This is a genomic window from Marinococcus tarijensis (genome assembly GCF_054971385.1).
In genome coordinates, this window is the sequence record NZ_JBQOJA010000012.1 from 59,977 (window position 1) to 73,784 (window position 13,808).

At 49.1% G+C, this 13,808-nt stretch carries 15 protein-coding genes; 2 read left to right on the forward strand and 13 right to left on the reverse strand.

Translation table 11 applies throughout. From position 1 onward, the window contains the following. Window positions 1-23 precede the first annotated feature (23 nt). From ACTTK7_RS08730 to ACTTK7_RS08765, 8 genes are all read right to left on the reverse strand, one after another. On the reverse strand, window positions 24-602 hold the full coding sequence (locus ACTTK7_RS08730; protein WP_462867474.1) for a thymidine kinase: 579 nt from the start codon (window positions 600-602) through the stop codon (window positions 24-26). 90 nt (window positions 603-692) lie between these two features. Beyond that, window positions 693-935 (reverse strand): type B 50S ribosomal protein L31, encoded by a 243-nt coding sequence (locus ACTTK7_RS08735; RefSeq protein ID WP_022794589.1) that lies wholly within the window; start codon window positions 933-935, stop codon window positions 693-695. Between the two features lie 88 nt (window positions 936-1,023). Beyond that, complete coding sequence (rho, locus tag ACTTK7_RS08740; RefSeq protein ID WP_462867476.1) at window positions 1,024-2,301, reverse strand: transcription termination factor Rho; 1,278 nt, start codon at window positions 2,299-2,301, stop codon at window positions 1,024-1,026. A 345-nt stretch (window positions 2,302-2,646) separates the two neighbouring features. Then, a complete protein-coding gene (glpX, locus tag ACTTK7_RS08745) occupies window positions 2,647-3,618 on the reverse strand; it encodes a class II fructose-bisphosphatase (RefSeq protein ID WP_322525559.1) in 972 nt (323 codons plus the stop codon). 18 nt (window positions 3,619-3,636) lie between these two features. Further along, entirely contained in the window at window positions 3,637-4,923 is a 1,287-nt protein-coding gene (locus ACTTK7_RS08750; RefSeq protein ID WP_462867478.1) for a UDP-N-acetylglucosamine 1-carboxyvinyltransferase, read from the reverse strand. 243 nt (window positions 4,924-5,166) lie between these two features. Beyond that, window positions 5,167-5,811 carry a fructose-6-phosphate aldolase gene (gene fsa / locus ACTTK7_RS08755; protein ID WP_462867480.1) on the reverse strand — a complete coding sequence of 215 codons (645 nt, stop codon included), beginning with the start codon at window positions 5,809-5,811 and terminating at the stop codon, window positions 5,167-5,169. Between the two features lie 142 nt (window positions 5,812-5,953). Then, window positions 5,954-6,817 carry a class II fructose-1,6-bisphosphate aldolase gene (gene fba, locus ACTTK7_RS08760; RefSeq protein WP_462867481.1) on the reverse strand — a complete coding sequence of 288 codons (864 nt, stop codon included), beginning with the start codon at window positions 6,815-6,817 and terminating at the stop codon, window positions 5,954-5,956. Window positions 6,818-7,065: 248 nt separating this feature from the next. Continuing rightward, the gene (locus ACTTK7_RS08765) at window positions 7,066-7,434 is read right to left on the reverse strand and encodes a response regulator (RefSeq protein ID WP_462867483.1); all 369 of its coding nucleotides are present in this window, start codon (window positions 7,432-7,434) and stop codon (window positions 7,066-7,068) included. Window positions 7,435-7,548: 114 nt separating this feature from the next. Here ACTTK7_RS08765 and ACTTK7_RS08770 point away from each other — a divergent pair, with 114 nt between their 5' ends. Continuing rightward, window positions 7,549-8,070 carry a DUF2529 family protein gene (locus tag ACTTK7_RS08770; RefSeq protein WP_462867485.1) on the forward strand — a complete coding sequence of 174 codons (522 nt, stop codon included), beginning with the start codon at window positions 7,549-7,551 and terminating at the stop codon, window positions 8,068-8,070. A 60-nt stretch (window positions 8,071-8,130) separates the two neighbouring features. Here the strand turns inward: ACTTK7_RS08770 and ACTTK7_RS08775 are convergent, their stop codons facing one another. The 4 genes from ACTTK7_RS08775 to ACTTK7_RS08790 all read right to left on the reverse strand — a co-directional run bounded on the left by ACTTK7_RS08775 (window position 8,131) and on the right by ACTTK7_RS08790 (window position 12,521). Next, window positions 8,131-9,732 carry a CTP synthase gene (locus ACTTK7_RS08775; protein WP_322525556.1) on the reverse strand — a complete coding sequence of 534 codons (1,602 nt, stop codon included), beginning with the start codon at window positions 9,730-9,732 and terminating at the stop codon, window positions 8,131-8,133. 370 nt (window positions 9,733-10,102) lie between these two features. Continuing rightward, the gene (rpoE, locus tag ACTTK7_RS08780; RefSeq protein ID WP_462867486.1) at window positions 10,103-10,636 is read right to left on the reverse strand and encodes a DNA-directed RNA polymerase subunit delta; all 534 of its coding nucleotides are present in this window, start codon (window positions 10,634-10,636) and stop codon (window positions 10,103-10,105) included. 161 nt (window positions 10,637-10,797) lie between these two features. Further along, entirely contained in the window at window positions 10,798-12,249 is a 1,452-nt protein-coding gene (gene panF / locus ACTTK7_RS08785; RefSeq protein ID WP_462867488.1) for a sodium/pantothenate symporter, read from the reverse strand. Continuing rightward, window positions 12,246-12,521: a YhdT family protein gene (locus ACTTK7_RS08790; protein WP_462867489.1), complete on the reverse strand. Its 276-nt coding sequence runs from the start codon at window positions 12,519-12,521 to the stop codon at window positions 12,246-12,248. Before ACTTK7_RS08790 ends, panF begins: the two co-directional genes overlap by 4 nt. A gap of 192 nt (window positions 12,522-12,713) precedes the next feature. On the opposite strand from ACTTK7_RS08790, the gene ACTTK7_RS08795 reads away from it, so the two are divergent. Continuing rightward, window positions 12,714-12,905: a hypothetical protein gene (locus tag ACTTK7_RS08795; RefSeq protein WP_022794603.1), complete on the forward strand. Its 192-nt coding sequence runs from the start codon at window positions 12,714-12,716 to the stop codon at window positions 12,903-12,905. 263 nt (window positions 12,906-13,168) lie between these two features. Here ACTTK7_RS08795 and ACTTK7_RS08800 read toward each other — a convergent pair whose 3' ends face one another. Further along, window positions 13,169-13,654, reverse strand: coding sequence for an N-acetyltransferase family protein (locus ACTTK7_RS08800; protein ID WP_462867491.1), 486 nt, complete (start codon window positions 13,652-13,654; stop codon window positions 13,169-13,171). Window positions 13,655-13,808: the final 154 nt, after the last annotated feature.

Below are 13,808 nucleotides of genomic sequence, written 5' to 3' on the forward strand. Positions count from 1 at the left end.
GCTCCGGCTGGCTTGTTTTTTGTTTACAGGGCAATAGGCGGGTTCGCATGACATTTCCGGCATACCGGATAATAGGAATCATTGCCGCCGATATGGATCTGATCGCCCGTATAAATCGGCCGGCCCTCCCCGTCGAGTCTTAAATTCATGACTGCTTTTTTATGACAGAACCAGCAGATGGTCTTCATTTCCTCAATTTTGTCCGCGTAGAGCAGCAGGTGCTTGCTGCCTTCAAACAATTCATTCTGAAAATCGTTCTTCAGCCCGAAGCTCATCACCGGAATATCAAGGTTATCCACAATTTCCGCCAGCTGAATGATGTGCTCCTGGGACAGAAACTGCGCCTCATCCACGAGGATGCAGAACGGACGCTCTTCTTCCTGACGGACGATATCGTAAATGTTTGTGTCTTCAAACACTGGTACAGCCTCACGCTCCACACCGATTCTGCTTGCTACATATCCGACGCCGCGCCGGTCATCAAGTCCCGATGTGAAGATGAGCACCGGCTTGTTCTGCTCTTCATAGTTATGGGCCACCTTTAAAATTTCGATGGACTTGCCGCTGTTCATTGTTCCGTATTTAAAAAATAACTGCGCCATATTTTTCTCCCCTGCTTATCGGTTTCGGTTCTTGCTCGTGATATAAAAAAGACGGAAGCCGCAGCTTCCGCCTTTAACCAACCATTGTGCTTAGCGGTTGTATTTTCTTTTGAACTTGTCCACACGGCCGCCGGCAGTGTTCTGTTTCTGCTTGCCGGTGTAGAACGGGTGGGAGTCGGAGCTTACCTCAATTTTGATTACTGGGTACGTGTTTCCGTCTTCCCATTCGATAGTTTCAGACGAGCTTTCTGTCGAACCGCTCAAAAACTTGAATCCCGTACTTGTATCCATAAATACAACTTTATGATATTCCGGATGCACTTGTTGTTTCATAGCTGGTCACTTCCTTTCGATTCTTCTCTTTTTCACACATAACGAGATTATAACAACTTCCCCGGAATTTATCAATCGTTCATTTCGTTTATTTCCTTCCGGTCGTTACTTTTCCCTGCTTATCTTTCTGAAGCTCCTCGAAAAATTCTTCGTTCGTTTTGGTCTGCTTAATGCGCCGGATAAAGTGATCCACAAAATCCGGGGAATCGTTCATCGTCTTGCGGATCGCCCATAAATTATCCAGATGCTCCTTGGAAACGAGCAGCTCTTCTTTCCGGGTGCTCGAGCGGCGGATATCGATCGATGGGAAAATGCGGCGCTCGGCCAGACGGCGGTCGAGGTGGAGCTCCATGTTTCCTGTTCCTTTAAATTCCTCATAAATCACATCATCCATCCGAGATCCTGTTTCTACAAGAGCCGTCGCCAGGATGGTCAGACTTCCGCCTTCTTCAATATTACGGGCTGCCCCGAAGAAGCGCTTCGGGCGGTGAAGGGCTGCTGGGTCAATACCACCGGAAAGCGTCCGGCCGCTTGGCGGCAGCACCAGATTGTACGCCCGCGCAAGACGGGTAATGCTGTCGAGCAGAATGACGACATCTTTTTTGTGCTCTACGAGCCGCATCGCCCGTTCAAGAACAAGCTCAGAAACTTTAATATGGTTTTCGGGAACCTCATCAAATGTAGAGCTGGCCACGTCTCCGTCTACAGAACGCTCGATGTCTGTAACCTCTTCCGGGCGTTCATCCACAAGCAGTACAATCAGCTCAGTTTCCGGATGGTTTTCCGTAATGCTGTTGGCGACTTCTTTCAACAGCGACGTCTTTCCGGCTTTTGGTGGAGCCACAATGAGTCCGCGCTGGCCGAAGCCTACCGGGGTGATCAGGTCGATAATCCGTGAAGAGGCGCGATTGGGATGAGTTTCCATCTGCATGCGCTCGTCCGGATACAGCGGTGTCAAGGCCGGAAAATGCGGGCGCTCCTTCGAAGAGTCCGGGTCCTCACCGTTAACTGCTTCCACCTGCAGCAGGCCGTGGTACCGCTCCGAATCCTTCGGCGGACGTACCTTTCCGGAAACCTTATCCCCATTTCTCAAGTCAAAACGGCGGATCTGCGAGGCAGAGATATAAATATCCTCCGTGCTCGGCAGATAGTTAATCGGGCGCAGAAAACCGTAGCCTTCTGTCTGGATAATTTCAAGCACGCCTTCCATAAACATCAGCCCGTCTTTTTCCGCCTGTCCTTTTAAGATTGCAAAGACAAGTTCCCGTTTGTTTAATTTGCTGTAATACGATACCTTGTATTCTTTGGCGAGCCGGTACAATTCTTTCAGCGTCATTGTTTCGAGCTCTGCGATGTTGACTGCCAATGCGGTCACCACTTTCTTTTTCTATTATGAATGTAAAAAAATAATCATATATATTAGTTCCGTCAACGTGAAGAAACACTTACACTTTGTGAATGTAAGCTGCCTTTTTTATTTCCGTTATGGCTTTCCAGCAAAAAGTGTTGGGATAATTGGAAGATAAGAAAAGGAACGGATGCCCTGCATAAAGGAGAGGAGAACTGTTGAATGGCAGTAAACGTTTTACGAATACGGATTGTACTTCATTATTTTAACTTTGAACGCCTCTGTCTGCAAGTGAAATTATCAGCCTGGAACGCCTGCAGCATAAAATGAGAAAAGGACAGGTGCCCCTGCCCTCTGCCCGTTCTATTCGTCTCTGATCACAAAGTCCGGCTTTTTCTGCACGTTATGCTTGCCGTCAACAAAACGGACCGTTCCTGATTTCGCCCTCATGACAAGGGACTGGGTCGTAGCTTTGGAGCTTTTAAAATTCACGCCCTTCAGCAGCTCCCCCTCTGTTACGCCGGTAGCGGCAAAGATGCAGTCCTCCCCGCCGACCAGATCTGACATCAGAAGCGGCCGGTTGACGTCGTCAATACCCATTTCTGTGCACCGGGCCAGTTCATCGTCGTTCTGCGGAAGAAGCTTGCCCTGCATTTCCCCGCCCAGACATTTGAGTCCGACCGCAGCAATAACGCCCTCCGGAGCTCCCCCGGAGCCGAGCAGTATATCCACACCTGTTTCATCAAATGCGGTATTAATCGCACCGGCCACATCCCCGGCAGGAATCAGCTTGATACGGGCACCGGTGTCGCGGACGTCCTGAATCAGTTTAGCGTGGCGCTCTCTGTCCAAAATAGTGACAACAACGTCTTCGATATCCTTGCCTTTTGCCTTTGCTACGGCGTGCAGGTTGTCTGCGACCGGCGCATCGATATCAATTGTCCCGATCGCTTCAGGTCCTACCGCAATTTTATCCATATACATATCCGGAGCATGGAGAAGCCTTCCATGGTCAGCAATGGCAAGCACCGCGAGAGCGTTCCAGGAGCCGCTGGCAACGATTTCTGTCCCTTCAAGCGGATCTACTGCCACATCGACTCTCGGGCCGAATCCGGTCCCGAGCTTTTCCCCAATGTAGAGCATAGGGGCTTCATCCATTTCCCCTTCGCCAATGACCACGGTCCCTTTCATCGGGATCGTGTCAAACACATCGCGCATTGCGCTTGTAGCAGCATCGTCGGCCTCATCCTTTTTCCCTCGGCCCATCCAGCGTGCAGACGATAACGCCGCTGCTTCGGTCACCCGTACTAACTCCATCGATAGACTTCTTTCCATTGTTATACTCCCCCAAGCTTACGAATTTTGAATTTCCTGCATTTCCTGTCCGCTGATAGTCTCCAAACGAATATCAGCGCCCAAATAACGCAATTTATGCTCGATTTTTTCATAGCCCCGGGCCACATGCTCAAACCCGGTAATAACGGTACGGCCTTCAGCCATCAGCCCGGCTACAATCAGGGCAGCTCCGGCTCTCAGGTCGCTTGCTGCCACCTGTGCCCCCTGAAGCTGCGCCGGCCCCCGCACAATCGCAGTGCCTTCACCGGTAGTCACGTCCGCTCCCATGCGCGACAGTTCATCCACGTGCTTGAACCGGGACGGATAGATGGTGTCGTGAACAATCGTTTTTCCTTCAGCTCTTGTCATAAGCGCCGTGAACGGCTGCTGCAGATCGGTAGGGAATCCGGGGTAAACGAGGGTTTTTAACTGCACAGCCTGCAGCCGTTCCGCTCCCGTGATCCGGACCGAATTGTCATACCATTCAACACCTGTTCCTGTTTCACGGAGCTTGGCCGTTAACGCTTCGAGGTGATCCGGAATGACGTTATCGATCACTACTTCACTCCCCATAGCCGCACCGGCAATCATATAGGTACCCGCCTCGATCCGATCAGGGATAATTGAATGAGTGCATCCATTCAGTTCTTCTACACCATCAATCCGTATAACATTTGTTCCTGCGCCTTTAATATTTGCCCCCATATTTGTCAAAAGCGTGGCTACGTCGATAATTTCGGGTTCCTTCGCGGCGTTTTCGATGACTGTCCGGCCCTTGGCCATGACTGCCGCCATCATTATGTTAATCGTTGCCCCGACGCTCACCACATCCAGGTAAATACGGGCGCCTTTCAGCTCTTTGGCGTGAATATGGAGCAAGCCGTGTTCATTTTCAACCGTGGCACCGAGAGCTTCGAAGCCTTTGATGTGCTGATCAATCGGCCGAGGTCCGAGATAGCAGCCGCCCGGCATGCCGATCACTGCCTTTTTAAACCGGCCGAGCATCGCTCCCATCAGATAGTAGGAGGCACGCAGCTTCTTTACTTTGCCATTTGGCATCGACAGCGGACGAACATTCTTCGCATTAATTTTCATCCGGTGATTTTCCGTTTTTACATTCGCTCCCACATCCTGCAAAATTTCAGCCAGCGTGTCGATATCGTGAATGTCGGGAAGGTTCTCAAGCGTTACGTGACCATTTGCCATCAGCGCTGCGGGCACAAGCGCCACTGCACTGTTTTTCGCTCCGCTGACCGACACCTGTCCTTCAAGGGGCCTGCCGCCTTCAATAATCATTTTCTGCATGCAATCATCCTCTATAGTCATTATTCAGCATTCCCGGCCAATCTGTATGGACGGCATGTAAAAGCTGAAGCCCGGACCCGGGCGGGGACTGTCCTTTTTATACTATTTGTGTCCTACTAATCGTTAAAAGTGTTTTCTTTTTTCAGCATAGATGTTTTTCCACTTATTAGCAAGAGAATTTGGCTGAATTTTCATACAAAAAAGCTTCTGCAGAAACCCTGCAGAAGCCTGTGCTGTTTTATTTTACTGCTTACGGTTTTCCCAGTCGCTCAGGAATTTTTCGATTCCCTGATCTGTCAGCGGATGCTTCAGAAGGCCGGGAACGACCTTAAACGGAATGGTCGCGATATGGGCACCGCGGGCCGCTGCTTCTGCCACATGCGTGGAATGGCGCACGGATGCAGCAATAATTTGCGTTTCAATGCCGTGAACGTTAAAGATCTCGGAAATTTCACTGATCAGGTCCAGGCCGTTGTGGCCGATATCGTCCAGGCGCCCAAGGAATGGGGAAACGTATGTCGCTCCTGCCCTTGCCGCAATTAACGCCTGCACGGAAGAAAAGACGAGCGTGACATTTGTCTGAATGTTTTCTTCTGTAAAGACCTTTACGGCCTTCATGCCTTCCAGTGTCATTGGAACTTTAACCGTAATATTCGGAGCGATTTTTGCGAGCTCCCGGCCTTCCGTAATCATGCCTTCTGCTTCCGTCGAAATGACTTCGGCACTGACGGAACCGTCCACGATAGCCGTAATCTCTTTTAACCGTTCATGAAAGTCTACGCCTTCTTTGGCGACAAGACTCGGATTTGTGGTGACGCCGGCGAGAATTCCGAGGTCATTCGCCTCTCTGATTTCATCGACATTCGCTGTATCTACAAAAAACTTCATGCGTTTACCCTCCTATTATTTAGTACTCTTTATCCAGTTCAAGCAAACGCTTGCAAATCATTTTACTATGGGAAGAAGAAAGTAAGGCGGAGAAAGAGGCGGCCCGTTGCCGGGCCCCTTTTCTTCGCTTCATGCTCATTGATTATGCCCGGTTGGAAGAACCAAATTCCTGCATTTTGAACTTCACTGTTTCTTTGACGGCATCGCGCGCCGGACCGAGGTATTTACGAGGATCATACTGGTTCGGCTGCTCTGCCAGTACTTCCCGTACTTTCGCCGCAGAAGACATCTGGCTTTCCGTGTTTACGTTCACCTTTGCGTGACCGTAGCGGATCGCTTTTTTCACATCTTCTGTCGGAATGCCTGTACCACCGTGCAGAACGAATGGAACGTCCACGAGCTGCTGGATTTCTTCCATACGGGTAAAGCTGAGGTTCGGCTCGCCTTTGTATGGACCGTGTACAGAACCAAGCGCTGCTGCGAAGCAGTCAACACCAGTCTGCTCTACAAGCTCTTTACATTCTGCAGGAATAGCGTAAGCTTCTTCCGCTTCAGAAACGACCAGGTCGTCTTCCTGTCCGCCTACACGGCCGAGCTCGGCTTCTACAGATACGCCGATCGCGTGTGCAGCGTCTACAACGCGCTTAGTCATTTCAATGTTGTATTCGAGCGGATGGTGGGAGCCGTCGATCATTACAGAAGTAAATCCTGCTTTCATTGCCTTCATGCAGTTTTCAAAGCTCGAACCGTGGTCGAGGTGAATGGCTACAGGTACTGTTACGTTGTATTCTTTCATCAACGCTTTTACCAGCGTAACTACTGTTTCGAAGCCGCCCATGTAGCGGGCCGCGCCTTCAGAAACACCGCAGATTACTGGGGATTTTTCTTCTTCAGCCGCCTGAAGAATGGCCTGGGTGAATTCCATGTTGTTCAAGTTGAACTGTCCTACGGCATACTGATTTTTTTGTGCTGTTTTCAGCATTTCCGTCATTGATACCAATGGCATAAAAAATATCCTCCCTCTTCGTTTCAAGCAAAATGTTTGAGCAGCTTCCATACATAGTAAATATATTTAAGCGCACGAAAGCATCTGCAGCTTTCATTCAGGCTGCATCGGGTAGTGGGTATTAAAGCGTAATGATGATATGATCAGGGTGTCTTCACTGTCAGATACTTCCGCTTGAAAACAAACCGACTATGCTATGTAGATCTTACTCAAATTCTTTTTTCATTATAGCATATCGAGGCCAGTTGTCACCCTTCTTGCGAAAGTTTGCCGATGACGCTCTTTAAGTTTTCAATGTCAAACGGCTTGGTGATATAGTAATCCGCTCCGTTCTGCCTGGCCGCTTCCACCTGTTCCTTCTCGCCAAAGGCAGTCATTATAATCACGTAGGCGTCTTCGAGGCGGGAGGCGCTTTGAAGCTCTTTAAGCAGCGTGAGCCCGTCGATCCCCGGGAGTTTCATATCGATGATAAAGATTTCCGGCGTCCATTCTTCCACCATATGTAAAGCAAGCTCGCCGTTATGTGCTTCTTTGACGGTGTATCCCTCTTCTTCGAGTACCTCTTTTAAGAGAAGCCGGATTCCCATTTGATCATCTACAATTAACACCCCTTCCATTGCATGAATTCCTCCTTCTCTACTTTCTTCTCCCTGCAGTATATATTACTATGAGATTTATGACCACGTGTGTTTCATCCACCCATTAATTTCAAAGCAGAAAAGAGGATTTTCATGAAAATTTTTTCCACCCAGCTTCAGGGTAAATTTCAAAGCATCATGGATCAGGAGGAAGAGTTTGAAGACGCAGCCCGCCTGGCTGTCCAAGCTGTCAGAGGACTCGGCAGGCTATGGGTCGCGGGATCTCCGTCCGCTCATTCCATTGCCCTGGCGCTTGCCGCTCAACCGGACGCCCCGGAAGGAACAACGGCCATTATACCTTCTCCCGATACCGAAGCCCTGGCCGAGGTCGACCGTTTGCTTTTAATCATTCATCCCGACGAACGCGAGGAGATGCTTTCGTTTATCCAGACGTGCCAAAACAGCGAAACACCTTTAATTATTTACACACAGGACGACGCCCGGCTCAATGAACTGCTCGGGCCGTTAAACTGCCATATTTCAGCACCATCGGCCGACCCGGTCATTCCGGATGAAAAGGGCGGGCGCTACGGGGATCCATTTGCTTTGTCAGCCTTGTTCGCTGGTCAGCTTTTATATTTATATATTAAAGAATTATCAGATGAACTCGAATAAAACAGGAGTATTCTGCACAAAGAAGCCTGGATGGTCTATGCCATCCAGGCTTACTTTCATTTATTCCCCTGCGGAGTAACGGATAAATTCGCGGAACAAAGGCTGCGGGCGGGTCGGACGGGAAACAAATTCCGGGTGAAACTGCGAAGCAACAAAGTAAGGATGGTCTGCTACTTCAATAATTTCTGCCAGACGTCCGTCCGGACTCGTACCACTGAAGATAAATCCGTTGTTTTCGAGCTGCTCTCTGTAGGCATTGCTGAATTCATAGCGGTGGCGGTGACGCTCGTAGACGATCTCCGCCTCATCATAGGCTTCCTTGGCCCGGGAGCCTTCTTTTAGCTTACAAGGGTAAAGACCGAGCCGGAGCGTGCCGCCAAGATCTTCTACATCCTTCTGCTCCGGAAGCAGGTCGATCACAGCGTTTTTGGCGTCGGGATGAAATTCTGCCGAACCTGCATCCTCTATGCCTGCCACGTTTCTCGCAAATTCCACGCTTGCAAGCTGCATGCCAAGACAAATGCCGAGAAACGGAATTTTCTGTTCACGGGCATAGGTGATCGCTTCAATCTTGCCCTGGATGCCCCGGTCGCCGAAGCCTCCGGGCACAAGAATGCCATCGGCATCCTTCAGGCGCTCTGCCACATTATTTTTATCCAGATCCTCCGACTGCACCCAGTCGATTTCAATGTCTGCATCAAAGTGGTAGCCGGCGTGCTTCAGCGACTCCGCCACTGAAAGATACGCATCCGGAAGCGCTACATATTTTCCCACCAGGGCAATACGTACCGTTTTGCTTAAGTTTTTCACCCGGTCGACGAGCGCTGTCCATTCCGTCATTTCTGCCGGCGGCGCTGTCAGCTTCAGGTGATCGCAGACAATCTGATCCATATGCTGGCGCTGCAGTTCAAGCGGGATCTGGTACAACACTTCTGCATCCCCTGCTTCAATGACCGATTCTGAAGGCACGTCGCAGAACGATGCGATTTTTTCCTTCATGTTTTCCGGTACCGGCTTTTCGGTCCGGAGTACAATGACGTTCGGCTGGATACCGATGCCTCGCAGCTCTTTAACGCTGTGCTGCGTCGGTTTGGACTTCATTTCTCCTGCTGCGGATAAGTATGGAATTAACGTACAGTGCACGTACATTACGTTGTCGCGTCCGACATCGCTTTTGATCTGACGAATGGCTTCAAGAAACGGCAGGCTTTCAATATCGCCGACCGTACCGCCGATTTCTGTAATTACTACATCGGCTCCTGTTTCTCTTCCTGCCCGGTACACCCGTTCCTTGATTTCATTTGTGACGTGCGGAATAACCTGTACGGTGCCGCCGAGATAGTCGCCGCGCCGTTCTTTGCGAATAACGGACGAGTATACTTTTCCGGTCGTGACATTGCTGTTTTTGCTGAGGTTGATATCGATAAAGCGTTCATAGTGTCCGAGATCCAGGTCTGTTTCCGCTCCGTCGTCTGTAACGAAAACTTCCCCGTGCTGATACGGGCTCATTGTTCCCGGGTCCACGTTGATATATGGGTCAAACTTTTGGATAGTAACACTAAGTCCTCTGTTTTTAAGCAGTCTTCCGAGGGAAGCTGCTGTAATGCCTTTACCTAACGAAGATACAACGCCGCCAGTAACGAAAATATATTTACTCGCCATATACCTATCTGCCTCTCTTTATATAAATGTTCTTTAAAATAGTTCTTTCAGGTTCCGGAGCGGCCATACAGGTCGGCTCCGCTTTTCTTTGTCCAGCTTCGAAGCCTAACCGCTCGGGGTTACTTTCCAGCCGACTCCGGGCAGCAGGCTGCCCTGCGCGTCTGGGAAGTACCTGTCGCGGTTGAGCAAGGCTTCTGCGCTTTTCTTTAATCATAAAAAAAACAAAAGTGGCGCCCTGCCACCATATGGAGGGGGCACACTTTTGTTTGTCGTTCATGCTTATATAGGTATCATTTTCACCTTTACGTCACAGCCCAAAAATGATTGTACCTATACGAGTTTCGAAAGTCAAGATTTGACCACGATAAAATTAACGGTTCTCTTCTTCACTTTCCTCGGTATTGTCGCTTTCACTGTCTTCTTCATCTTCTTCATCTTCGTCGAAGCCTGGTCCCGAGTTACCCGGCTCAAAGCCTTCAAGATCGTTATCATCAAACGTGTCTTCATCGGCATCGTCTTTTTTAGAAATGGCGTCCAGGTCATCGGAAATATCCACCAGGTCGTCGTCATACGTTTCTTCCTCCGGATCAATCTCATCAGCAAGTTCATCGGAACCCTGTACTGTATGGCTCAGCTCTTCATCTGACTGATCAAGAGGATACCATCCGCGAAGACCCCAGTGGTTTTCGCCCAGGTGCACAAACCGTCCATCCAGATTCATAGATGTAAACAATTTGATCATCCGGCTTTTTCTTTCCTCTTCTGTGTACCCTTTTAATTCCGTCAGACGGTCCATTACTCTCGTATAGCCTGATGCTCCGCCCTCTTCCTCGAGGATCATATACGCCAGTTCCATCGAAGACATTTCCCGTACTTTTTCTTCGCTCAACTCGTTTATTTTCACAGCTTCATCGCTCCTTTTCACGAACATGCCCTTATGCTGATTCCTTTATATTAATCGCTTCATCGCTACGAAAATTCATACCTAAAATTATAAACATATTTCGAAGGAAAATTCCATAATTATTATTCAATTCTTACTGATAGAATTTACCGGCCGCCTGCCTAATTGTTTTCCAGGGGCGTCCATTCGTTCTGCTGCCGGCCTGTGATAAGAGACACGAGTACAAACGCTGCAAGAGAAAATAGAACAGGCATGGCCACTTCATGCATACCGAGCCACCCCGGGAGCCAGATCGAAATAATCATGTATGACGCGATACCGGTGATCATCGCTGCAAGTGCTCCCCATCCGTTTGCCTTTTTCCAATACAGCCCTAAAACTATGGGCCAGATAAACGCGGCTTCCAGCCCTCCAAAGGCAAACAGATTCAGCCAGATTAAAAACTTCGGCGGGCTCCACGAAATAGCTACAACGATAATGCCAACTGCTGCCGTAACAATCAGGCTCAGCAGGCGTATTCGGTTTTCCGAAGCGTCCGGCCTGATATAGTTAATGTATACGTCTTTAACTACCGAGGAGCTGATCATCAGAAGCAGAGAATCCACGGTGCTCATGATAGCCGCCATTGGCGCTGCCAGTACGATACCGGCCAGCCATCCAGGAAGGACAGTCATCGTCAGCTCCGGCATAACGGTATCGGCAACTTCAATATCCGGGACGACGACGCGGCCCATCACCCCGGCCATATGCATGCCAAACATCATAAAAGCAACCACTGCCGTTCCGATCAGAAGCGCACGGTGCATAGCAGCCGAGCTTTTATACGACATCGCCCGGACTGCCACCTGGGGCAGCCCGACCACTCCCACACCGACTAAAATCCAGAATGATGATACATAGAGTGCGGTTAAATCCCCGTCTGCGCCGAACGGCGTAACGAGGTTTGGGTTTTCCTGATACAGGGAGGTCATAATATTGTTCATGCCTCCTCCTGCTATCAGTGTAGCGGTAAAAATGATCAGCGTACCGACGACCATAATAATACCCTGCACCGCGTCTGTAACCACCACTGCCCGGAAGCCTCCGATGATTACATAAAACAGCACCGCTGCTGCAAACAGAAACAGGGACGCCTGATAGCTCATGCCGGTGACCGATTCGATCAGCCTCGCTCCGCCTACCCACTGGGCGGCCATAGCGGAAAATAAAAAGATGACGATGCTGAATGCTCCTAAAATAACGACCAGTCCGTTATTATATCGGGAGCGGAGAAAATCCACGAGCGTGACAGCCCGGTACCGGCGGGCCATGACGGCAAACCGCTTGCCGAGGATCATCAGCGTGAAATAGCCGGTAACCACCTGGGCCATGGATAACAGCACCCAGCCAAGCCCACGGTCGTAGGCAATGCCTGGGCCTCCAACAAAGCTGCTCGCACTGCCGTATGTCGCAACCATTGTCATGGCGAGCACCAGCCCTCCAAGCTCACGGCTTCCTAAATAGTAGTCATGAAGAAAAGATGCAGCTCCCGTCCTTTTTTTAGCAGACCAGATACCAATCGCAAACGTAAAAAGTAAAAAAACGACTAATGGCACAATCACTTCTAAATTCATCGGTCTTCCTCCTGATCAAGAGGAATATCGCGGAGGACGAACTTTACGACAAACCAAAGAGTAATGAGTAAAAGCAGCGGCCCGAGTACGCAGCTGTAAAAAAGCCAGTCAGGCATACCTAGTATGTACTGATAATTCTGAGGGGCTCTGCCCCCAAGCCCATATGCAAAACCAAACCACCAAATAAAATGGCCCACAGCAATAGCAACACCAAGAAGCGCTTCTTTGGCTGTGAGCTGCTGCAGCTTTTTCTCTTTTTCTTCCAGGCTCATGACGATCCTCCATTTTTTCGTTCCTTCAAAAACTTCAATTAGTTTAGCTGATTTACCAGTCTGCTGCAACTATATTGACAAATCGTTCCTGTTTCACGAGAATATACGTATTATGCCTGTACTTTCAAGTGATGTTTAATCATTATAAAAAAGGGTAATATAATTTAATAAAGTCAAAAGGTGTTGATGTAAATGGCTGGCGAAAAGCAATTTGACCAATTCGAACCCGGAGAAGTCGTTCATTACGAAGGCTATGAAATGAAAGTTATTTCTGAATTTGAACGCACGGTTATTGTAGAATTCAGTGATTATCCAATTGTGGGAAAAGAAGAAGAATTTCCTTACCACCGCATCGTTCTATTAAAAAATGAAGTAACCCATTAAAATAATCATTTATCAAGTGCAAAGCTGCTTCCTCACAAAAGAGGAGCAGCTTTTTTATTTTATAGAAGCGCTGACCCAGGTGTTGTTATTTCCTCCATTAGTTGGCCACGGTTCTCCCTGTCCAGCTCCGGAAGCCAGCGACGTCGCTTCCAAAGCTCTTCCAGGGTCCGCGTCGCTGGTCAGGCTTCCTCCGCTTTTCGGGCCCGCACGACGCGGGTCAGTTCGACGTTGCTACAGGATGTAGCGGCCTTAGTCGAATTTCCTTACATCTCCTTCTCCATAATCAGCATCGGAATCTGATAGCCGCCGAATTCCCCCTGAAGCTTTTCCTTTTTCTCGAACCCCTGTTTTTCATAAAATTTCTGACCGCGTGTATTTTTTTCCTCTATATAGACGCGTATCTTTTTAGCATTCGGCTCTTCCAGCAGCGTTTCGTCAAACAGCTGTTTTCCAATCCCCTGGCTTTGATAATCAGGAAGCAGGTACATAGCAGACATTTTACAGCTTCGCTTATCGTCGATCGGTCCTAAATCAGAAAATCCCACGACCTTCCCGTCCACTTCGGCCACCTTGGAGGTATGCTTGGATATTCGGCGCATTAACATCTCATCGTTGTAGGCCTGACTTAAATACATCTCCTGGGCCGGCAGCGGAATAATGCCCTCATAGGCGTCGTACCAGCATTCTCTTGCCACTTCACGGATTCGGTCCAAATCTTTGTACTCCATCGAACGGATAACTACGGCCATATCGTCTCCTCCTTCTGCATGGTAGCATGTCTTCCTGTTATTCTTCTCGATCTACCATTATTTACCCTTCCTATCTGCAATAAAAACCGCGCGGACCTGCCTCATTTTCTGCTTGACTTTTATGATTTCCAATTGTATAACTAATTTGTAAGCG